Below are 21,650 nucleotides of genomic sequence, written 5' to 3' on the forward strand. Positions count from 1 at the left end.
ATCGACTACTTGATGGCACCCATCGCGAGGCCGCGCACGAGGCGCTTCTGCGCCACCCACCCCGCGATGATCACCGGCAGCACGGCCACCGTCGCCGCGGCGCTCAGCACCGCGAGGAACTGCCCGCGACCCGAGACGAAGCTGCCCAGCGCCGGCGGGGCCGTACGGGCGACCGTGGACGTGAGCAGATTCGCCAGGAAGTACTCGTTCCAGGCGAAGATGAAGCAGATCAGCGCGGCCGCTGCGATGCCGGGTGCGACCAGCGGCAGCACGATCCGCAGCATCTCGGTGCTGAACTTGGCGCCGTCGACCTGTGCCGCCTCGATGATCTCGCGCGGCACCTCCATCAGGAACGAACGCATCATCCAGACCGCGAGCGGCAGGTTCATGCCGAGGTACAGAATCGTCAGGGCGCTGACGTTGTCGAGCATTCCGAAGTTCTGCAGCAGCAGATAGATCGGGATGATCGCCGCCGCCAGCGGCAGGAACTTCGTCGAGATGAAGAAGAACAGCGCGTCGGTGGATCTCACGATCGGCCGCACCGAGAGCCCGTAGGCGGCGGGGAACGCGAGCACCATCACGATGATCGTCGACATCACGGATGCCGAGAACGAGTTGATCAGGTACGCGGAGAACCCGGAGTCGAACACCCGCACGAAGTTGTCGAACGTGAGCTCGGTGATGAACGTCGGCGGGTTCGTCGACGCCGCGCGCTCCGGCTTGAACGCTGTGAACACCATCCACGCGACCGGGAAGAAGAACCCGAGTGTGACGACCCAGGTGACGACGGTGAGCACACCGCCGATGACGCGCTTGCGCGCGCGACCCCCAGGGGGGACGACTGCAGTGCTCATCTCAGGTCTCCTTCCACCTTGAACATCTTGAACAGCGTGCGCAGCGCGATCGTGGCCACGATGATCGTGACGATCACCGTCAGCACGCCGTACGCTGCGGCTTCCCCGATGTCGAGCCCGATGAACGCGCGCTCGTACAGCAGGTAGGCCATGGTCTTCGTGCCGCCGGTGCCCTTCGTCATGATCGCGATCGGGTCGAACACCTGCAGCATCAGGATGACGCCGAGCAGCACGGCGAGTTCGACGTACTGGCGCAGGTGCGGCAGCGTCATCGATACGAACGTGCGCAGGGGCCCGGCGCCGTCGACCGACGCTGCCTCGATCACATCCTGCGGCTGGCTCTGCAGCCCGGCCAGCAGGATCAGCATCATGAACGGCGTGTACTGCCATGCCAGCGCGATGATCACGGTGGCGACGGGGAAGCTGGTGTTCCACGCGACCGGATCGATGCCGATGAATCCGAGCGCCCAGTTCACGAACCCGGCATCGTTGTCGAGCATCGACCACTTCCAGATGAGCGCCGACGCGGCCGGCATCATCAGGAACGGCGTGATGAGCAGGGTGCGCGCAAGGCCCTGGCCGAAGAACTTCCGGTCGAGCAGCATCGCCAGCAGCATGCCGACGACGAGCGACACGATCGCGCTGACGCCGACGATGAGGACGGTCGCCCACAGCGAGCTGAAGAACTCGCCGTTCGCGAGCACCCTGGCGTAGTTGTCGAAACCCGCGAAGCCGCGGTCGCCCGGGCGCTGCAGGTTCCACGTCTGGAACGAGTAGTAGATCGTGATGAGGAACGGCACCTGCGTGATGACGATCGCGACGGCGAGCGCTGGCCACAGCAGAGCGCGGGCGAGACGGAGGTTCTTCCGCTCGCGCGGCGTCATCGGCACCTTAGGTGCCTTGCGCTTGCTGCGTGCTTTCGCTTCAGGGGCGGTCACCACGAGGCGAGTCGAATCGGCGATTGCCATTGCGGACTCCTCGGGAGGGGATGGTGGGTCGTATCCGTCGCTGTGACGGCGGGGTGCGGGCCGGGCCGTCTCCGGCCCGACCCGCGGAGGGCGCTACTTCTGCGCGTCTCCCGCGTCCTGCGCGATCTTCTGTCCTGCGGCGAGTGCGTCCTCGACGCTGGCCCGCCCGGCGAAGACCTCGGCGATCTCCTGCGAGACCTGGTTGCCGACGTCCTGGAACTCCGGAATCGTCACGTACTGGATGCCGGTCCACGGCTGCGGGTCGACGCCAGGCTGCGTCGGGTCGACTGCCGTCATGATGTCGTACGTGAGGTCGGCGAAGGCTCCCGCCTCCTCCTGGTACTCAGCGAGCTCGTACGTCGACTGGCGCGACCCCGGGGGCACGCGGCTCCAGCCGAGCTCGTTGCCGACCAGTTCGACGTACTCCTTGCTCGTGGCCCACTGCATGAACTCCCACGCGGCGTCCTTCTTCTCCGAGGACTCCGGGATCGCGAGGTTCCACGCCCACAGCCAGCCGGACTCATCCGTCTCGACCGTCGGCGCGTGTGCGTAGCCGATCTTGCCGGCGACATCGCTCAGTTCGGCTGACTCGACGGAGCCTGCCGCGCTCGTGGCGTCGTACCAGAACGCCGCGTCGCCCTGTGTGAACAGGTTCAGGCACTCGGTGAAGCCGTAGGAGACGGGGTCGGACTCACCGGCGTCCGAGACGAGGTCGGTGTAGAACTGCACGGCCTCGGTGAAGCCCTCGCCGTCGACCTGTGCGTTCCAGTCCTCGTCGTACCAGTTGCCGCCGAAGGTCTGCACGACTGTGGTCAGCGGCGCGAACAGCTCGCCCCATCCCGGCTTGCCGCGCAGGCAGATGCCCGTGGTGTCATCGTCGTCGACCTCGCGCGCCATGTCGGCGATCTCCTGCCAGGTCGGGTGCTCAGGCACCTCGAGGCCCGCCTCATCGAGGATCTCCTTGTTGTACATCAGGAACGACGACTCGGCGTAGAACGGCACGGCGTAGAGACTGTCGTCGACCGTCAGCGCATCGCGCACGGGCGGCATCAGGTCGTCGACGTCGTACTCCTCGGCCGACGAGTACTCGGTGAGGTCGGCGAGCCAGCCGTTCTCGGCCCAGATCGGCACCTCGTACGATCCGATCGTCATGATGTCGTACTGGCCACCGCCCGTCGAGATGTCGGTGGTGACCTTGTCGCGGAGGTCGTTCTCCTCCATCTGCACGAACTCGACCCTGATGTCCTCGTGCTCCTCGTGGAAGGCGTCCGCGAGCTCCTGCATGTCGACCATCTGGGGGTTGTTCACGGTCGCGAGGGTCAGCGTCGTGACGCCGTCCTCACCGCCGCCACCTCCGCCCCCGCCCGCGCCGGCGCAGCTGGCCAGCAGCGCGCCGCTTGCGAGAAGGCCGACCCCTGCGACGATGCGTCGGCGGCCTGTGTGCTGTGTCATGATGTGCCCTTTCGTCTTCGTTGACCCGATGGCACGGTCGGATGTGTGGTTCCGACCGCTGAGCGAACTAAACGATGCCCGATCGCGAGGAAAACCACAAGACCAGATGTGAGTTTGTGACGGAATCGCCACATCCGGATGTGTGTTTGTGTTGCGATTGCGGCCGCGGCGGGCCACAATTCAAGAGGGCGCCCGACATCGGGAGCCCGGCCCGCATCGCGAAGGAGCGACATGTACCCCGCCGAGCGCCAGAGCGAGATCGTCCGTCTCGCGCGCACAGGCGACGGCAGCGTGACGATCTCCTCGCTCACCGATCACCTCGACGTCACGGCGGAGACCATCCGACGCGACCTCTCCGTGCTCGAACGGCAGGGAATCCTGCACCGGCACCGCGGCGGCGCGGTGCTGCGCGAGCCCGAACCGTTCGAGGCGGCGATCGGCAGCCGCAACGAGCGCGAACGCGACGCGAAGCTGTCGATCGCCGCGCGCATCATCGAGCTGCTGCCGGACGACGGGGTCGTGATGATGGACTCCGGGTCGACGACGCACGTGCTCGCCGAGGTGTTCCCCGACAGGGATCTCACCGTCGTGACCAACAACATCCCGGCGATCTCGCTGCTGGCCGAACGGCCGCGGCTGTCGGTGTTCGCGCTGCCTGGGCGCGTCCGCCACGTCACTCACGGCGCCGTCGATCTGTGGGGTTGGCAGCGTCTCACCAAGCTGCGCGGCGACGTGGCGGTCGTCGGCGCCAACGGCGTGACGTCGCACGGCGCGACGACGACGGTGCCAGAGGAAGCGGCGCTGAAGTCGGCCCTGGTGAGGTCCGCACGTTTCAGGGTGCTGGCGGTGACGTCGTCGAAGCTCGGCCGCGAGTCGTTCTGCCGCTACGCCGATCTCGACGAGTTCGACGTCGTCGTCACCGATTCCGCCGCTCCCCCCGATATCGCCGACGAGATCAGGGCCGCAGGCCCCGAGCTGATCCTCGCCTGATTCCACACGACCACCTCAACGGAGAGACATGCCCCTCGTCACCACCGACCGCATCCTCGCTGGCCGCCGGGTCGTTCCGGCGTTCAACGTGATCCAGCTCGAGCATGCGGAGGCGATCGTCGTCGGCGCAGAGGGTGCGTCGTCACCCGTGGTGCTGCAGATCTCGGAGAACGCCGCGAAGTACCACGGGTCGCTTGCGCCCATCGCGCTCGCCAGTCGCCGCATCGCGGAGTCCGCACAGGTCGATGTCGCGCTGCACCTCGACCACGCCGAGCACGAGGCGCTCGTGAGGGAGGCGCTGCGACTCGGGTTCACGTCGGTGATGTTCGACGCGGCGACGTCGCCGTACGACGAGAACGTCTCGCGCACCGCACAGATCGTCGCAGAGGCGCACGAGCACGGGGCATGGGTCGAGGCGGAGCTCGGTGAGATCGGCGGCAAGGACGGCGCCCACGCTCCGGGCGTGCGCACCGACCCGGATGAGGCGGTCGCCTTCGTGGAGGCGACCGGAGTCGACGCGCTGGCCGTCGCCGTCGGCAGCTCCCACGCCATGACCTCGCGCGACGCCGCGCTCGATCTCGACCTGATCGCCGCGCTGCGCGAGGCCGTTCCCGTTCCGCTGGTGCTGCACGGCTCCAGCGGCGTCGCGGATGCCGACATCCGACGTGCGATCGACGCGGGCATGCGCAAGATCAACGTGTCCACGCACCTGAACTCGATCATGACCGCGGCCGTTCGCGAAGCCCTCGCCTCGGACGAGCGACTGGTCGACCCCCGAAGATATCTTGCGCCGGGGCGCGACGCCGTCGCCCGAGAGGTGACCAGACTCTGTGGGGTGATCTCATGAAGGCAGTCGTCTTCACCCAGCCAGGCGAGTTCGAGTACCAGACGATCCCCGACCCGACGCCGGGCCCGCGCGATGCGCTCATCGAGGTCGCGGCATCCGGAATCTGCGGCACCGACCTGCACATCCTGGAGGGCGAGTTCAGCGACACCTTCCCGGTGGTGCCCGGTCACGAGTTCGCCGGCACCGTGCTCGAGGTGGGCGGCGAGGTCACGCATGTGAGGCCGGGTGACCGCGTCGGGGTGAACCCGTCGAACATCTGCCACGAGTGCCGGTACTGCAAGAAGGGGCTGACGAACCTCTGCGAGGTCGCCGGCGGCTACGGCACGAGCTGGAACGGCGGCGCCGCCGAGTTCTGCGCCGTCGACCAGCGTCACCTGGTGAAGCTGCCCGACCACGTCGACGTGCGCGACGCGACCCTGATCGAACCGCTCTCGTGCGCCATCAGGGGCTATGACGTGCTGAAGACACAGATGGGCAACCGCGCGCTGATCTACGGTGCGGGCACGATGGGTCTGATGATGCTGCAGCTCGCCAAGCGCGCGGGCGTCGCGAGCGTCGAGGTCGTCGATCTCAACCCGGCCAAGCTCGAGGTGGCGCGGCAGCTCGGCTGCGACGCCGCGGTGACCAGCGCCGATGAGCTCGATCGGCCGTACGGCTGGGAGCTCGTCGTGGACGCGACGGGCAACCAGCACGCGATCCAGGACGGGCTGGGGCGCGTGGACCGCGGCGGCACGTTCCTGCAGTTCGGTGTGGCCTCGTATGACGCGCGCGCCACGATCGAGCCGTACCGGATCTTCAGGCACGAGATCACGATCACCGGGTCGATGGCGACGCTGAACTCGTACGACCGCGCCGCCGATCTGTTCGCGACAGGGGTGATTCCGCCCGAGGTGTTCATCAGCGACAGGGTGCCGCTGGCCCAGTACGGCGACGCGCTCGAGCTGTTCCGCGCGGGGCGCGGGCGCAAGGTGCAGGTGGTGCCGGCATGAGCGAGGCAGGACGGACGACGGCTGATGCCGGGGGTGCGTCAGACGCGGCTCCGGATGGCCCGGCAGCCGAGGTTGCGACGATCGATGATCTGCGCGCTCGGGTGCGCGATCTCGCGGCCACCGGCATCCGACGCATCATCGGGATCACCGGTGCGCCCGGGGCGGGGAAGTCCACGGTCGCCGAAGCGCTGGTCGCCGACGGCGTCTCGGTGCTCGTCGGGATGGACGGCTACCACTTCGCCGACCGACTGCTGCACGCGCGCGGCCTGCATGATCGCAAGGGCGCCCCGCACACCTTCGACGTCGACGGCTTCGTCTCACTGCTCGAGCGCATCAGGGCGCAGGGCCCGGATGACGGCGAGCTGTACGCGCCGTACTTCGACCGCGAGCTGGACGAGCCGATCGGCAGCTGCGTGCCGGTGCGCGCAGACGTTCCCGTCGTGATCGTGGAGGGGAACTACCTGCTGCACGATGCCGACGGCTGGGAGGGCGTGCGCGATCTGCTCGACGAGGCGTGGTTCCTCGACCCGGGCGACGACACCCGCGTCGAGCGTCTCATCGCCCGCCACGAGCGCTTCGGCCGCGGCCGCGCGGAAGCGCTGGAGCGCGCCACCGGCAGCGACGAGCTCAACGCACAGCTGATCCGCGCCACCCGCTCCCTTGCCGACCGAGTGTTCTCGGTGCGGTGAGAGCGGGACGGGCGCTGGAAGCGGCGGCGGACCGGCACATCAGCGAGAGCACCGCAGCGCCGGACACACGGCGCGTCACCGACGGTGTCGCGCGTCTGCGTCTCTCATCCGGCGCAGCCAGTACCCGCAGAACTCATGCCAGCGGAGCGAGCGCTCCCGCCGGAGCTCAGCCTGCATCGCGATCTCGTCGAGGAAGAGCTGTGTGTTCTTCGGGCCGTAGGTCGTGGCCCAGTGACCATTGCCGATCATGTCGCCTCCTCGATCGCCCGTGTCCTGCGACTGTACATCCGGCGTCTCTCGCGCGGAAGGGCACCCGTGCGACGTGCTGAGCACGGGACCCGCAGAAGCGGAGGGGCGACGATCGCACGCGAACAGCTCGAGCAGTACATCGCTGAGCATGCGGCGTAGGCACGTCGGAGGCGCCCTCATGTCGTCACCGATCAGGCGTAGGACGTGTTGGACGTCGGGGTGATGACCATCTCGTTGACGCAGACGCGAGCAGGCAGGTCGGCGATCCACCGGATCGCCTCGCCGACGTCCTCGGCGTTCAGCATGAGATCCCGCTCGGCCCGGCTCGGGGGATTCGGGCGTGTGTCCAGAATCTCGGTCGCGACCTCGCCCGGACAGAAGTGCGTTGCCCTGACGCCGTTCAGTCGTTCCTGGGCGTTGATCGTTTCGGCGAGGGCGCCCAATGCGGTCTTGCTCGTCGAGTAGGCAGCGCCAGCGGTGGGTGCGAACTTCCATCCGGCCCAGGAGGATACGAGCACTATCAGGCCGTCTCGACCGGAGCGCATCCCCGGCAGCACGGCGTGCACCGCCCGCACCGCGCCGGTCAGATTGACGTCGAGCACGCGCTCGTAGTCTTCCGGTGCGCCGTCGCTCCAGAACCGATTCGGGACATTCGTGCCGGCGCTGTAGACCAGCGTGCGCACCGCCCCATGCCGTCGGATGATCTCCTGCGCCGCCGCGACGACCAGACCTGCGTCGCCGACATCGAGAGCAAGCGCCGAAGCGCGCCCGCCGGCCTCTCGAATCGCCTGGACGGTCGACTCCAGCTCGCTCTCACGTCTGCCCGAGACGATCACGTGCTCGGCGGAAGCGGCCAACGCGATCGCGACGCCTCTTCCGATTCCCGAGCCGCCGCCGATCACCCAGGCCGCCCCTGTCGTCACAGCGGAGACCTCCCCCTCATCGTCGGAACCGGCTGCACCGTCACGGTCTTCATCCCGGATCATCCCTTCGTCGCGCCAGCGGTGAGGCCGCTGACGACGTACTTCTGCGCGATCAGCGCGATCACCATCACCGGCAGCGTGATCACGACAGCGGCCGCCATGAGACCGCCCCAGTCGACCGACGCGTAGCTGGTGAAGTTCACGATCGCCACCGGAAGCGTTCGTGTGTCCTGATTCGAGAGCACCAGCGCGAACAGGAAGTTGTTCCAGCTGAAGATGAACGCCAGGATCGTCGCCGTCGCGATTCCCGGAACGGAAAGCGGCAGCACGACCCGCAGGAACGCACCGATCCTGCTCGACCCGTCGATCTGGGCGGCTTCCTCGAGCTCCTCGGGAATGCCCTCGAAGAAGCTCGACATGATCGCCACCACCAGCGGCATCGTCACGAAGATGTGGGTGAGGATCAGAACCGTATAGGTGCCGACCAGCTGGATCTGGGAGAACAGGAAGTACCACGGCACCAGCAGGCTCACACCGGGAATGATGCGGGCCATCAGCAGGAACGTGGTGGCTCTCTTCACTCTGAACCGCGCGATACCGTACGCGGCGGGGATCCCGAGCACCAGAGCGATGAGCGTCGCCCCGGTGCCGACGACAACGCTGTTCAGGATGAAGGAGCCGAACGCCTGCGCGCCGAACACCGTGCCGAAGTTGTCGAGCGTGGGCGTGAAGTCGAACGTCTTGCTCGGGTCGACGATCTCGAGATTCGTCTTCAGGCTCGCAAGGAGCATCCAGAGCAGCGGCGCGATGAACGCGCACACGACGAGCACGATGCCGATCGCGCGTGCTGCTCCCCCGACGATCTGAACCGGGCGTCGGCGACTGCGACCGCGCGCGGAGCTTACGGTGACGGCGCTCACGAGGCGACCTCCTTCTTACGCATGATGGCGAGGACCGAGAGCACGATGACGATGAACATGAAGAACAGCATCAGCAGCGCCGACGCCCGCCCGTAGTTGGAGTACTCGAACGCGTCGCTGTAGGCGAGGATGTTCAACGTCTCGGCCTCATGGCTGGAACCGCCGCCTCGGCCTTTCGTCGCGTAGATGATGTCGAACGTCTTGAGCGCGTCGATTGCTCGAAGCAGCGCAGCCGCTGCGATGACGGGCGTCAGCAGCGGGAGGGTGATGTGCCAGAACCGCTGCCAGGCATTGGCACCGTCGACCCTCGCGGCCTCGTCCGGTTCGTTGGGAAGGGTGGAGAGCCCCGCCAGCAGAATCAGCACGATCATCGGGGTCCACTGCCACACTTCCACGAAGAGCACCGTGTTGAGCGCCATGTCCTTGTCGGACAGCCAGCCCTGACGCGGCAGCCCGATGGCATCCATGAGCACGTTCACGAATCCGATGGTCGGCTCGAACAGCAGCAGCCACATCATGCCGACCGCTACCGGTGTCGCAACGAGCGGCAAGAGGATGAGGACCCGGACGAGGCCCTGCCCGCGGAACGTCTTGCGCAGCAGCATCGCGATCGCGAGTCCGATCACGAGTTCGAGCAGCAGCGCCATGCCGGTGAAGTACGCGGTGCGCCACACCGCCGGCCAGAATCGGTTCGCATCCTGCAGCCAGTACGCGTAGTTGTCGAACCCGACGAAGTCGAATGGTCGTGTGACCGCGCCCTGCGCGTCCGTCAGCGAAAGGAAGATCGTGTACCCGATCGGAAAGGCGATCAGCAGCGTGATGAACACGACCGGGGGTGCGATCAGGATCCACTTGAGGTTCGCGTCGACCCAGTCGATCGGCTTTCGCCGATTCACCTTCGCCGTCGTGCGCGCGTAGCTCGTGTGAGACATCATTGTTCTCCTCGACGTCGGGCCCTCGGAAATTCATCCGAGGGCCCGACGCATCAGTCCTCGGAGTCCAGAAGTCCCTGGAACTCTTCGTCGGCCTGCTCCGCCGCCGACTCGACGTCTCCGCCCTCGATCGCCGTGATCGCAGGGCCGCCGACGATCTCACGGGCGGCCGCGACCTGCTCAAGAGCTGGACGGTCATGACCGACCGCGCCGTCACCGAGGTCGCGGACGATGTCTACCAACCCGGCGGGGAAACCCGATGTGGCGCTCTCATCCGCCCACGCCGACTCACGGGCGACCGGGACGGTCGCCTCGGAGAGCAGCCGCTTCGTGTTCTCCTCGTTCGACGCCCACTTGATGAACTCCCACGCGGCGTCCTTGTTCTCGGAGAACTCGTTGATCCCGACGGTCTGCGGAACGATGTTGTAGAAGTTCGAGCCGGCCGGCCCTTCAGGGAACCGCCCGAAGCCGACCGTGTCGACGACGGCCGAGTTGTCCTCATCGAGGAACGTATACGCCTGGCTGTCGGCGTCGAGGTAGAAGGCGGCGTTCCCCTGCGCGAAGATCGCGGACGCCTCGACCCACCCCATGTTCGTCGAGCCGGGAGGGCCGTAGTCGCGCAGCAGGTCACCATAGAACTCGTAGCCCGCAATCGCTTCGGGAGTGTCGATGGCGGCGTTGCCGTCCTCGTCTTGGAAGTCACCGCCGAAGCTGTAGATGAACGATGACAGCTGCGTCACCACCGGCACTCGGGCGCCCCTCATCGCGATCCCGTAGAAGCCGTTGTCCGGGTCGTTGAGCTCCGCTGCCGCGTCCTCGAGCTCGTCGAGCGTCTGCGGAACCTCGATTCCCGCCTCGTCGAGGAGGTCCGAACGGTAGTACATGATGTGACGCTCAGTCATCACGGGCACGCCGTACACGGTGCCGTCGAGCTGCACCGCGTCGCGAGCGGCCGACTGGAAGTCCTCCCAGTTCCAGTCGGCGTCCTCTTCGACGTAGTCGGTCATGTCCGCAAGCCAGCCGTTGCGCGAGAACTCGCGCATCACGTCCTGCACCTGGTAGGCCATGATGTCGAAGTCGGACGACTGTGCGTTCAGCTTCACCTTGAACGTGTCGTTGAGCTGCTCGTTGCCGTACGCCTCGATGTTGACTGTGACGCCGGTCTCGTCCTCGTACGTCGCTGCGAGTTCTTTGAGCCCCTCGACCCACGGGCTGTTCGCCGCGATGACGGTGAGCTCGTCGGAGTCGCCTTCGCCGCCGCACGCGGCGAGGCCGAGCACCAGTGCGCCGACGGCAGGGGCGACGACCGCAAGGCGCCGCTTGGGAGTGCTGATGAACATCGTTGTCCTATCTGTGTGGTGTTTCGTCGCTGGGTTCAGTTGGCGATGTTCTCGGGGCGTCTGCCCGAGAAGACATCGACGATCGCCTGGGCGGTTGCCCAGCCGATTCGCTCATAGGCTTCGAGCGTGTCGGCCGCCGCGTGCGGGGACGTGATGACGGATTCGTGTGAGAAGAGGGGGTTGCGAGAGTCCACCGGTTCCGTCTCGAACACGTCGAGCCCCGCACCCGCGATCCTTCCGGAGTCGAGGCCGCGCAGCAGCGCCGCCTCATCGACCGTTCCACCACGGCTGGTGTTGATGACGACGACGCCCGTTCGCATACTGGCGATGAGCGCGTCGTCGACCAGGTGATGGGTAGACGGCAGGTGCGGAACGTGAACGCTGACGATATCGGCCTCCGCAACGGCCGCGTGGAGAGACACCAGCTCGACGCCGAGGTCTGCCGCGATCCCGGCGTCGCCGTACGGGTCGTATGCGCGAATGGTGACGCCGAACCCGGAGAGACGGCGGGCGGTCACCTGCGCGGTCGCGCCGAATCCCAACAGACAGATCGTCTTGCCTGCGAGCTCTCTGCCGACGTAGCGATCCCATCGCCCGTCTCGCACGGCACGGTCCATCCGGGTGATGCTCCGCAGAGAGCTCAGCATCAGGCCGAGCGCGAGCTCAGCGACGGCCGCGGCGTTCCCACCGGGGACATTCACGACATCCACTCCGCGCTCACGGGCGAACTCCAGATCGATGTTGTCGAGCCCGACGCCCAGGCGAGAAAGGATGCGGAGCGAGTCCGCGCGACGCAGAGCCGCTTCGTCGAAGACCTCCACACCGACCACAGCGGCGTCGGCCGACCCGACCACGGCATTCAGCTGCTCGGCTTCCCAGGGAACGGTTGTTTCGTTCTCGATGAGAGTGAAGCCGTTGTCCAACAGCAGTCGGCGCCCTCGGCCGCACAGTTCCGCGTATCGCACCGGACCCACGATGACCGTTCGCCCCGATCCGATCGGTGCCGTCGTCCCGCTCATTCCGCTGCCTCTCTTGACAGCGCTGGAGTGGATCACGTCGCCGTCGACTAAAGGTGATTTGTTAACAATCAACATATGCCAAGTTAGCGAGGCCTGCAACTCGCAGCTCGCACCGCGGCACCGACGTGCGACCCGGTTGGCCTGCCGATCGCCGCGATCACGCGGCAGAACGCGCGTTCGCGGGCTTCACCGAGCTGAGCCGAGCCGATCTCGGCGTGCACAGCCTCCACCGCAGAAGGCGGGCGGCTTCACCGACCGAACACCGGAGGCGGCGCCGGGCACGCGACTCCGTCGAAGACCCGGTTGACCAGTCGGGCCGTCAGCCCTCCGCCGGCTCCTGTTCCCGCATGACGTCGCGGACGTGCCCCTTCGCGAGAGTGAGATGCAGGTGCAGCCGCTTCACTGCCGCATCAGCGTCGCCCGTGCGCACGACGTCGAGGAATCCCTGGTGATCGGCAGTTGCGGCCGGGATGTCGGGAGTGTCACTCAGTTCGAACAGGATCGAGAACGTCTGCTGATAGGGCCGCCATGCCTCACGCAGCCGCTTGTTCCGCGAGAGGTCGTAGAACGCCGTGTGGAAGTCCATGTCAGCGCTTGCGAACGCGTTGAAGTCGCCGACCTCACCGGCGGCGCGCATCTGGTCGACGATGACCTGAAGACCGTCCCATTCCTTAGAGCTCGCGCGGGCGATCGCAAGACGGATTGCGAGAGTCTCGAGCGCTTCCCTCAGCTCGTAGAGCTCCTCGATCCCTTCGATTCCCAGAGCACGGGCGTACAACCGCTTGCGTCGGCTCTCCAGCAGGCCCTCACTCTGCAGCTGCCGCAACGCGTCCCGGATCGGCCCACGACTGACGTCGAATCGCGTGGCGAGCGCGTCCTCGGTGAGGTGCGTCCCGTCTGCGATCGTTCCTGTGATGATGGCGACTCTCAGCTGATGCGCGATCTGCTCCCCCATAGCGAGCGGACGAAGACCCATCGAAGCCTCCCAGTCGGTATCACAGTTAACAATTCACCACTGACTTTAGTCCGTGCCGAGCGCACCCGCCAACACGCTCAGGAACGCGCGTGGCTCCGCGAACCGATCACACCGCGACGTCGCCGACCAGGTTCACCCTCACACCGAGCCGGTCGAACATCGCCGCCTTGGCCAGCAGCGCCTTGTCGGCCGTGGCCGCATCCGGTGCGTAGACGGTCTGCGCGTGGTTCGCCCTGTGGCGGGCCATGAACTGGTCGCGGGTCACGCCGTGCAGCACGACGTTCGCGATCGGCCACTCCGGGTTCGTGGCGTTCTTGCGTCGCTGGGTCTCCTCATCCGGCAGCTCGACCACCGTGCCTCGGAAGATGTCGACCTGCAGCACGCCGTCCTCGATGAACACCCGCGAGAGCACGACCTCGCCGGGCTTGGAGACGCCGTTGATCGTGGCACCGCCGGCGGGGAAGAACACGTGCCCCTGGCGCCAGCCCTCCGCCTTGTCCCAGCCGCCGAGGTGCGAGCCGGGCACAGAGCCGGAGATCTCATACACCCACACGTACTCGCCGTCGTGTTCCTCGCCCCAGCGCACGTCGTGCAGAGTGTTGTCCGGCACGAGCCCCATCGCGCGCCACACGCGGTCGGTGACCAGCGCGTCGACGGCGACGCCCTCGTCGACCTCGTTGAAGTGCGGCACGGCACGACCCGCGAACAGTTCGCGGGCGCCGTCGCGAGAGAAGGCGGGCGGGCGCTCGGTCGAGTTGAGCAGGCCTTCTGGCAGGTCGGAGGCGGGCGCGAGATCCTTCAGACCCTGCTGGTACTGGATGCCGATCGCGTCGAGGCCGAAGTCGTCGGCGATCCGAAGCGCGGCGATGTACATCCTGTACTGCTCGCGCAGCTGCCGCTCGGTGAGCTCGGTGGTCTCGTCCGTGCCGAGCCTGAAGGTCATGCCCTTCTCGATCAGCCACTGGCCGATCGCGTCGGCTTCGTCATCCGAGACCTGCTGCATCTCCGCGTACAGCGCCGACTGGCTCAGCCGCTCCTTGTAGATGCCGATCGGGTTGAGCAGCTCGTCGTCGATGATCGCGTTGTACATGCCCATGCAGCCCTCGTCGAGCACGCCGATGATGGCCTTCTCCTCGAGCAGCTGCTCGGCCAGGGCTCGTCCGAGCTCGCGCTCGTCGCCGGCAGGCAGCTCGGGAAGGGCGCGCACGTGCGAGGCGTCGTGCGTGATCGAGCCGGTCTCGATCCATTCCCGGATGCCGCTGGCGAACCACTCGTCGGTGAAGTCGACCGACCAGATGGTCGAGTGGGCGATGCCCGCCTTCGTCATGGAGCCGTTCAGCCCGAGCAGTCCGACCAACCCCGGCCAGTCGCCGGCGAAGTTCGCCACGGTGAGGATGGGGCCGCGGTGCGAGCGCAGCCCCGCGAGCACGTGGTGCGAGTACTGCCAGTTCGCGATCGCGACGATCAGCGGGGCGTCGGTCGGGATGCCTTTGAACACCTCGAGCCCCATGCGCTGGCTCGAGATGAAGCCGTGCCCGGTGGCGGGGTCGACGCCGAAGGCGCGCGTCACGCTCCAGCCGAGTTTCTCGACGGACGCGGTGACGCCGGCCTCGACGGCGCGCTGCGTCTCCCATCCTGCGGTGTTGGCGGATTCGCGCAGGTCGCCGCTCGCGATCAGGTAGGCGGTGTTCGGCGCGAGCGCGGGGCGCTCGACGGGTGCGGGGAATGCGTAGGTCATGTTCGGCTCCTCGTTGAGTGGCGGACGGGGCTCAGGCGTAGGCCTCGACGACCCGGACGATCTCGGCGACGGCCGTCTCATCCGGCTCGTCCAACGCCATACGGCTTCGGGCGTCGACGACGCCCATCCGGCGCAGAGCCTCCTTCATCCGGGGCATGTCGCCGCCGATGACCGAGACGAGGTCATCGACATCTGCCTGAGCTCGGGCGATGCGGTCCACCTCGCCCGAGTCGGCTGCCGCCGCCAGCGCGCGGAACGGCTTCGGCAGCACGGACGAGACGCCGGAGACGACACCGTCGGCGCCGCGCTCCCCCGCGGCGACGAGATCGCGGTCGGCACCGGTGTAGACGACGAAGCCTTCCGGCGTCGCCTCGCGGTAGGCCGCGATGTCGTCGAGGGTGAGCTCGCTGGCCTTGACTCCTACGACGTTCGGGAGCGCCGCGAGCCGCGCCAGCAGCTCGGGCGAGACCGCGTTCCCTGTGCGGTTCGGGAAGGCGTACACGTACAGCTGCCCGTCACCGACCGCGGCGGACAGCGCCTCGTAGTACGCATACATGCCCTCGTCAGAGGCGGGCAGGTAGTACGGCGTGACGGCGGCGAACTCGCGCGCACCGAGTTCGCGTGCCTTCTGCACGAGCCGCACGGCCTCGAAGGTGCTCGCCGCACCGACGTGCACGACCACGCGCATCGCGTCCGACAGCTCATCCAGCGCGGCCTCGACGATCTGCGCGAACTCGGCTTCGTCGACGGCGGGGAACTCGCCCGTCGTGCCCAGCACGAACGCTCCCTCGTTCCCCGACTTGGCGACGTGGCGGAAGATCGCGCGGCTGCCGTCGATGTCAAGCGAGCCGTCCTCCCGGAACGCCGTCGGAATGGCTGTGAGGATGTCGCGCCTGGTCACGTGTCTGACCCCTTCTTGTCGGTGCTGCGCCGCGATGTGCGCGGCTTGTCTTCGTTGCGGATGGTGGAGGTGAGCATGCCCGGCTCGTCGCGCATCGACTCGTGCGCCTGCTCGATCTCGGCGAACGTGTCGTCGCTCAGCACGGAGTCGGCCAACGACCCCCGCTTGTCCTTGGGCTTGCACGCATTCCGGATGGCCGGCAGCACAACGGATGCCACAGCGAGCGCGAGCAGGATCAGAGCGATCGGGCTGACGACGGAGAAGAACGGCTGGGTCGGAAGGATCTGCAGCGTGCGCGCGAGGTTCTCCTCGGCGAGCGGGCCCAGGATCAGCCCCAGCACGATCGGCCCCGCCGGGATCTCGAGGCGTTTGAGCGCGAGCCCGATCACGCCGAACACCAGCATCTGGATCACGGTGCTGACGCTGTTGGACGTGGCGTAGGTGCCGATGATGCAGAAGATGAGGATGCCGCCCCACAGGTACGGGCGAGGCAGATCGAGCAGCTTCACGATCCCCTTCATCCGGACGAGGCTGAGCACGAGGGCGAGCAGGGTCGCGACGATCATGATCGCGGTGATCGACACGACGAGATCCGGTCGATCGGTGAACAGCGTCGGGCCGGGTGCGATGCCCCAGATGATCATCGACCCGATCATCACGGCCATCACGGAGTCGCCGGGGATGCCCAGCGCCATCGTGGTCGTCAGCGATCCGCCGAGCGTGGCGCTGGATGCCGTGTCGCTCGCGGCGACGCCCTCGATCGAGCCCTTGCCGAACTCCTCCGGATGCTTCGAGACGCTGCGCGCCCTGTCCCATCCGATCAGTCCTGCGATGTCGCCGCCGGCCGCCGGGATGAGACCGACGCCGAGCCCGATGCCGCCGGAGACGGCGACCGCACGCCCCGACTGCTTGAACTCCTTGCGGTTCGGGAGCCAGCGCCCGAGCGACGAGATGGGTCGCGTCCGGTTCTGGCGGTGCGTCAGCAGCTGGTCGAGCAGCTCAGCGATGCCGAACAGCCCGATGATGACCGCGATGAAGTCGAGGCCGTCGACGAGTTCGAGCAGGCCGAAGGTGAAGCGCTCGTCGTTGGTCGCGCTGTACAGACCGACGGTTCCGAGCATCAGCCCGATCACGCCGGCGAGGATTCCCTTGAGCATCGACTTCGACGAGATGCCGATCATGATCGCGATGCCGAACACCACCAGGGCGAACAGCTCGGGCGACCGGAACCAGTCGCGCGCCAGGGTCGCCACCGGCACGGCGAGGACGGCGAACAGCACGACCGAGGCGAGGATTCCGACGGCGCTCACGATCGCGGAGAGCGTGAGCGCGAGGCCGGCCCTGCCCTGTTTCGCCATCGGGTATCCATCGAACGTCGTGGCCACCGACGCCGGTGTGCCCGGCGTGTTCACGAGGATCGCCGGAACGCGGTCGCCGAAGTTCGCCGCGACGTAGATCGTCAGCAGCACGGCGAGGCCCTGCACGGGCTCGAGGGTCATCGTGAACCCGGCGGCGAGCGCGACCGCCATTGTCGCGGTGATGCCGGGGAAGGCACCGACCAGGAAGCCGAGCGCGAGCCCGACGAGCATGTACAGCACGACGGACACTTCGAGCAGGGCGCCGAGGCCGTCGACGATGGCGTTCACAGCGGGATCCTCAGAACGATGCCGAACAGAATGTAGATGAAGGCCGTCAGGCCCACCGGATAGGCGATGAGGCCGATCCAGCGTCGGTGGCCGAACAGGAGCAGCAGCGACAGCAGGTAGAGCGCCGCGATGATCGGGAAAAGCTGGATCCGGTATCCGGCCAGGATCACCGACTGCACGCTCCACACCGCCACGAAGGCACCGGAGATCACGAGAGTCAGGACGACGCGGAGCGGACCGCCCTTTGCGACGCTCTCCAGGTCGTCGCGCCGGGGCGCGGGCCTCGCGACGGCGATGACGAGCAGCACGATCGAGACAGCGAGGCCGGCCGCGCCGAGCACGGTCGGCCAGGTGCGCGCGTCCATCGCGGCGACCGCTGACTCGTCGCGCAGCGCGATCTGCGTGGCCAGTCCGAGGTAGCCGGCCGTGAACGCGACGGCGACCACAGCCGCCGTGACCTCGAGCGCCCGTGACGGGCGAGGCCGTGTGACCTCGCCCGTCACGGCATGCTGTGCCGCCTCGCTCAACCGAGCAGCTCCGCGAAGCGGTCGAACTGCTCCTCGACGAATGCCTGGTGCTCGTCGGCGGAGCGGTAGACGACGAGGTTGCCTGCGTCGGCCTGGAACTGGGTGTACGAGTCGCTCTCGACGGCGTCCTTCACAGCGCTCTCGAGGGTGTCGTGCACCTCATCCGGCAGCCCCTCGGGTGCGTACATGCCGCCCCACCCGCCGAAGACGACGCCGTCGGTTCCGAGCGCCTCGTTCGCGGTCGGAACATCGGGAAGATCTGGGTGCGCTTCCTCATCCATGACGGCGAGGATCCGCACCGAGTCCTGCTGTGCCAGCGCCTCGCCGACGCCCGAGACCGAGGCGACGACCTCGCCGGAGGCCGCAGCGCTCACGGCGGGCGCGCCGCCGTCGTAGGGAACCGGCGTCACATCGATCCCCGCGGCATCGGCGAACCCGAGCGAAGCTGCCTCCCAGATCGATCCGGCGCCCGAGTTCGACACCGTGACTTCACCGTCCTCGGCCGCCGCGATCAGGTCATCGACGGACTCGATCCCGCTGTCGGCACCGACGGCGATGACGCCCGGCGCGTTCATGATCTGGCCGAGGAAGTCGTAGTTCTCTGGCAGCACATCGGCGTTCTGCGTCGTGTTCAGCATCGCGATCTCGACCGGAGCGAAGCCGATCGTGTACCCGTCCGGTTCCTGATCGGCGACGTACTCCATGGCCTTCGCGCCCGATGCGCCCGGCATGTTCTCCGGGATGACGCTGACGCCGAGGGTCTTCTCAAGCTCCGCGGCGAGCGCGCGCGATGAGAGGTCGCTGCCGCCGCCGGCGTCGGCCTGGATGATGAGCCGGATGTCGTCGCTCGGGTACTCGGCGGCACTCTCTTCGGAGACCGGTGTGCATGCGGCCAGCGCGGCAGCCACGAGGCCGATTCCCGCGACAGCGGCGGTGGTGCGAATGAAACGGGGCATCGTTGCTCCTCCTCGGTGCAGGGACCGACGGCTTCGCCGGCTGCACCGATCATGCCACGTTTACTGTTAACAGTCAACGGCCTCTATCCGCTCGCCCTTCGATGCCCGGGATCGGCCCCGGCTCGGTACGCAGCGGTCGATCTGCGACACCGGATCGAGCAACGACAGCGGATCGAGCAACGACAGCGGACGGTTGTGCGCCTGGGACGGGCGCTCGACGGTCGCAGGAACGACGCCGGCCCTGAGAACGAACACTGGTGCGGAGGAAACTGGCCGGGCGCGGCGTCAGCGAGCGTCGAGTTCCAGCCGCATCCGTTCCTCAGCGCGCGCAAGGTGGTCGGCCAGCTCGGCGGCGACGGGCTCGGCATCGCCTGCGCGGATCAGATCGAACAGCACGCGGTGCGAGTGCGCCGATTCGTGCAGATCCTCGTCGTGATTGATCGTGACCTCGAGCAGCGCCATGAACGTCGGCTCGTACTGCCGCCAGGTCGCCAGCAGTCGGGGATGGTCCGCCAGCTCGTAGAAGGACGAGTGGAAGTCGACGTCGGCGCGGTAGAAGTCTGCGTGATCGCGCGCGTCCGCTGCTCGTTCCATCCGCTGGACAAGCCGCTCGACGGGCTGCCATGTCTTCTCGTCACCACCCAGCGCGCGCCGCACGGCGAGCTGCTCGAGCGCGCCGCGCAGGCTGTACAGCTGCTCGATATCGTCGAGCGTGAGCCCCCGGATATAGATGCCGCGCGGACGGCGCGTCTCGACGAGCCCCTCGTAGACGAGCAGAGAGACGGCGTCGCGGACGGGCCCGCGGCTCACGCCGAACTCCTCGGCGACGCCTTCCTCTGTCAGCCGATCGCCCTGCGCGAGTTCGCCGCGCACGATCCGCCGACGGAGGATGTCCGCCACCTGCTCACCAAGTGACACCCCGCGTTCCACCGTGTCGCGCACAGCACCCCCTCACGTTTCGTTGACTGTCAACAGGGTACATCCGGAGACGGCCGGCTCTCACGACGCATCGTTCGGAGCCCGGCGCGCGCGACGCAAGGCCCCGCCCACCGGCGAGATGCGCCGACACTGCACAGGAGGGCGACCAGATCGGCGCATTTCGGCGAGAACGGTCCGGCTCGACGATCGGCGCGGGGCGCGCGGCAGCAGATCGCCGCACTACCGCCCCTGCGGCCGCCACAGCACCACGTCGGTGCGGCGGCGCACGCGGGTGCCGCTCGTCAGGGTGACGACGGCGCCCGATGCCTCAGCCGCGAACACCCGTGCGCCCGGGCGGTTCTCACGCTCGGCGCGGAGTTCGCTCCGCAGCTGCACGACGCAGCGACGCAGGTCGGTCACCTCGTCCTCGAGGTCGAGGATGCGGGCGATCGCCGGCAGGCTGATGCCGTCGTTCGACAGCTCCTGGACCTGGCGCAGCTGCCGAATGTTCCGCAGAGAATACCTGCGGGATCCGCCCTGGGTGCGGCCAGGGACGACGAGCCCGATCCGGTCGTACTGACGCAGGGTCTGCGGGTGCATCCCGGCGAGCTCGGCCGCGGGCCCGATCCGCAGAATCGGGTCGTCCTCGTCGACGTCGTCGAACTGCTGCATCCGGTGCACCTCCTCGCTGCTCTCCAGGCTACGTGCCCATCACCCCGTCAACTCTTCATTTCTGGCACATTTCCGATGCTGTGCACCCCATGAGATGTGCCAGAAATGAAGATTTGTGCCGGAGTCAGGACGACGCGCGGGCTCGGTGGAGCCACTCGTCGCGGGGGTTGTCATGCGGCTCTACGTCGCGGAAGTGCTCGAGGGCCTCGCGCTGGGCGTCGCTGAGGTGGCTTGGAACCACGATCTGCACCTCGGCGAGCAGGTCCCCCGTACCCTTCTTCGACGCGATGCCCCTGCCCTTCACTCGCAGCACGCGGCCGGACGGCGTTCCCGCGGCGACCTTCAGCCTCACAGTGTCACCGTCCAGTGTCGGCACCTCGACCGTCGCACCGAGCGTCGCCTCCGTGAACGTCACCGGCACCGTGACCCGCAGGTTGAGCCCGTCGCGACTGAACACCGGATGCGGGCGCACAGTCACGTCCACGACGATGTCGCCGTTCTCGCCTCCGTTCGGCGAGGGGCGGCCGCGCCCGCGCAATCGGATCTTCTGCCCGTCGGCGACGCCCGCCGGCACCTTGACCTTGAACGAGGTGCCGTCTTCGCTCTGCAGCGTGAGGGTGTCGCCGTTCGCCGCACGCAGGAAATCGAGCGTCGTCCTGGCGCGCAGGTCCTGACCTTTCGTCGGCATGCCGAACCCGGCACGGCGACCGCCGCCTGCGCCCTGGCCGAACATCGAGAAGATGTCCTCGAAGCCGCCGCCACCGGTGTTCGCTCCGCCGAAGTGGCTGAACACGTCGTCGAAACCGCCGCCGCCCGGCCCGCCGGCTGTGAAGCGCGCGCCGGACCCCATAGCGCGGATCTCGTCGTACTCACGGCGCTGATCCGGGTCGGAGAGCACCGAGTACGCCTCGCTGATCTCCTTGAACTTCGCCTCGGCCTTCTCATCGCCCGGGTTCGAATCCGGGTGATACGTGCGGGCGAGCTTGCGATAGACCTTCTTCAGCTCGGCGTCCGAGGTGTCCTTCGACACCCCGAGCGTCGCGTAGAAGTCCTTGTCGAACCAGTCCTGGCTAGCCAACTTATGACCCTTTTCGATCGACCGGATGGTGCTGCCGCATTCTCAGAGGATGCGGCAGCACCGTCC

The 21,650-nt window shown here is 67.4% G+C and carries 22 protein-coding genes; 4 read left to right on the plus strand and 18 right to left on the minus strand.

What is annotated here, in order from left to right; all coding sequences use genetic code 11:
• Positions 1-5 precede the first annotated feature (5 nt).
• The 3 genes from DZG09_RS01340 to DZG09_RS01350 form a co-directional block, all read right to left on the minus strand.
• Positions 6-854 (minus strand): carbohydrate ABC transporter permease, encoded by an 849-nt coding sequence (locus tag DZG09_RS01340; protein WP_119695944.1) that lies wholly within the window; start codon positions 852-854, stop codon positions 6-8.
• Positions 851-1,822: a carbohydrate ABC transporter permease gene (locus tag DZG09_RS01345; RefSeq protein WP_240423593.1), complete on the minus strand. Its 972-nt coding sequence runs from the start codon at positions 1,820-1,822 to the stop codon at positions 851-853. The genes DZG09_RS01340 and DZG09_RS01345 overlap by 4 nt, the downstream gene beginning before the upstream one ends.
• Positions 1,823-1,915: 93 nt before the next feature.
• Entirely contained in the window at positions 1,916-3,274 is a 1,359-nt protein-coding gene (locus tag DZG09_RS01350; RefSeq protein WP_119695945.1) for an ABC transporter substrate-binding protein, read from the minus strand.
• Between the two features lie 231 nt (positions 3,275-3,505).
• On the opposite strand from DZG09_RS01350, the gene DZG09_RS01355 reads away from it, so the two are divergent.
• From DZG09_RS01355 to DZG09_RS01370, 4 genes are read left to right on the plus strand one after another with little or no spacing between them, the layout of a single operon-like run.
• Positions 3,506-4,264: a DeoR/GlpR family DNA-binding transcription regulator gene (locus tag DZG09_RS01355; RefSeq protein WP_162893094.1), complete on the plus strand. Its 759-nt coding sequence runs from the start codon at positions 3,506-3,508 to the stop codon at positions 4,262-4,264.
• A 28-nt stretch (positions 4,265-4,292) separates the two neighbouring features.
• Positions 4,293-5,111 (plus strand): class II fructose-bisphosphate aldolase, encoded by an 819-nt coding sequence (locus tag DZG09_RS01360; RefSeq protein WP_119695947.1) that lies wholly within the window; start codon positions 4,293-4,295, stop codon positions 5,109-5,111.
• Positions 5,108-6,100, plus strand: a complete 993-nt coding sequence (locus DZG09_RS01365) for a zinc-dependent alcohol dehydrogenase family protein (RefSeq protein ID WP_119695948.1) — start codon at positions 5,108-5,110, stop codon at positions 6,098-6,100. Before DZG09_RS01360 ends, DZG09_RS01365 begins: the two co-directional genes overlap by 4 nt.
• Positions 6,097-6,789, plus strand: coding sequence for a nucleoside/nucleotide kinase family protein (locus DZG09_RS01370; protein WP_119695949.1), 693 nt, complete (start codon positions 6,097-6,099; stop codon positions 6,787-6,789). Before DZG09_RS01365 ends, DZG09_RS01370 begins: the two co-directional genes overlap by 4 nt.
• 75 nt (positions 6,790-6,864) lie before the next feature.
• Here DZG09_RS01370 and DZG09_RS16475 read toward each other — a convergent pair whose 3' ends face one another.
• The 15 genes from DZG09_RS16475 to DZG09_RS01450 form a co-directional block, all read right to left on the minus strand.
• On the minus strand, positions 6,865-7,038 hold the full coding sequence (locus DZG09_RS16475; protein ID WP_162893095.1) for a hypothetical protein: 174 nt from the start codon (positions 7,036-7,038) through the stop codon (positions 6,865-6,867).
• Between the two features lie 191 nt (positions 7,039-7,229).
• On the minus strand, positions 7,230-8,024 hold the full coding sequence (locus DZG09_RS01380; protein ID WP_119695951.1) for an SDR family oxidoreductase: 795 nt from the start codon (positions 8,022-8,024) through the stop codon (positions 7,230-7,232).
• Positions 8,021-8,881, minus strand: a complete 861-nt coding sequence (locus DZG09_RS01385) for a carbohydrate ABC transporter permease (protein ID WP_162893096.1) — start codon at positions 8,879-8,881, stop codon at positions 8,021-8,023. Before DZG09_RS01385 ends, DZG09_RS01380 begins: the two co-directional genes overlap by 4 nt.
• Positions 8,878-9,816 carry a carbohydrate ABC transporter permease gene (locus DZG09_RS01390; RefSeq protein ID WP_240423595.1) on the minus strand — a complete coding sequence of 313 codons (939 nt, stop codon included), beginning with the start codon at positions 9,814-9,816 and terminating at the stop codon, positions 8,878-8,880. Before DZG09_RS01390 ends, DZG09_RS01385 begins: the two co-directional genes overlap by 4 nt.
• 50 nt (positions 9,817-9,866) lie before the next feature.
• Positions 9,867-11,153 (minus strand): ABC transporter substrate-binding protein, encoded by a 1,287-nt coding sequence (locus tag DZG09_RS01395; RefSeq protein WP_119695952.1) that lies wholly within the window; start codon positions 11,151-11,153, stop codon positions 9,867-9,869.
• A 35-nt stretch (positions 11,154-11,188) separates the two neighbouring features.
• Positions 11,189-12,172 carry a phosphoglycerate dehydrogenase gene (locus DZG09_RS01400; protein WP_162893097.1) on the minus strand — a complete coding sequence of 328 codons (984 nt, stop codon included), beginning with the start codon at positions 12,170-12,172 and terminating at the stop codon, positions 11,189-11,191.
• Positions 12,173-12,491: 319 nt separating this feature from the next.
• Positions 12,492-13,148, minus strand: a complete 657-nt coding sequence (locus tag DZG09_RS01405) for a GntR family transcriptional regulator (protein ID WP_119695954.1) — start codon at positions 13,146-13,148, stop codon at positions 12,492-12,494.
• A 106-nt stretch (positions 13,149-13,254) separates the two neighbouring features.
• Complete coding sequence (locus tag DZG09_RS01410) at positions 13,255-14,886, minus strand: fucose isomerase (protein WP_119695955.1); 1,632 nt, start codon at positions 14,884-14,886, stop codon at positions 13,255-13,257.
• Positions 14,887-14,917: 31 nt separating this feature from the next.
• Positions 14,918-15,787 carry a dihydrodipicolinate synthase family protein gene (locus DZG09_RS01415; protein WP_119695956.1) on the minus strand — a complete coding sequence of 290 codons (870 nt, stop codon included), beginning with the start codon at positions 15,785-15,787 and terminating at the stop codon, positions 14,918-14,920.
• Positions 15,784-17,433 carry a tripartite tricarboxylate transporter permease gene (locus tag DZG09_RS01420; protein WP_119695957.1) on the minus strand — a complete coding sequence of 550 codons (1,650 nt, stop codon included), beginning with the start codon at positions 17,431-17,433 and terminating at the stop codon, positions 15,784-15,786. The genes DZG09_RS01415 and DZG09_RS01420 overlap by 4 nt, the downstream gene beginning before the upstream one ends.
• Complete coding sequence (locus DZG09_RS01425) at positions 17,430-17,960, minus strand: tripartite tricarboxylate transporter TctB family protein (protein WP_162893098.1); 531 nt, start codon at positions 17,958-17,960, stop codon at positions 17,430-17,432. Before DZG09_RS01425 ends, DZG09_RS01420 begins: the two co-directional genes overlap by 4 nt.
• Positions 17,957-18,916 carry a Bug family tripartite tricarboxylate transporter substrate binding protein gene (locus DZG09_RS01430; protein WP_119695959.1) on the minus strand — a complete coding sequence of 320 codons (960 nt, stop codon included), beginning with the start codon at positions 18,914-18,916 and terminating at the stop codon, positions 17,957-17,959. The genes DZG09_RS01425 and DZG09_RS01430 overlap by 4 nt, the downstream gene beginning before the upstream one ends.
• A 285-nt stretch (positions 18,917-19,201) precedes the next feature.
• Positions 19,202-19,816, minus strand: coding sequence for a GntR family transcriptional regulator (locus DZG09_RS01440; RefSeq protein ID WP_240423597.1), 615 nt, complete (start codon positions 19,814-19,816; stop codon positions 19,202-19,204).
• 258 nt (positions 19,817-20,074) lie between these two features.
• Positions 20,075-20,506 (minus strand): heat shock protein transcriptional repressor HspR, encoded by a 432-nt coding sequence (locus DZG09_RS01445; protein WP_119695962.1) that lies wholly within the window; start codon positions 20,504-20,506, stop codon positions 20,075-20,077.
• A 124-nt stretch (positions 20,507-20,630) separates the two neighbouring features.
• Positions 20,631-21,584 (minus strand): DnaJ C-terminal domain-containing protein, encoded by a 954-nt coding sequence (locus DZG09_RS01450; protein WP_119695963.1) that lies wholly within the window; start codon positions 21,582-21,584, stop codon positions 20,631-20,633.
• Positions 21,585-21,650: the final 66 nt, after the last annotated feature.

The sequence above is a fragment of the Microbacterium halotolerans genome, assembly GCF_003569805.1.
Classification (GTDB): Bacteria; Actinomycetota; Actinomycetes; order Actinomycetales; family Microbacteriaceae; genus Microbacterium; species Microbacterium halotolerans.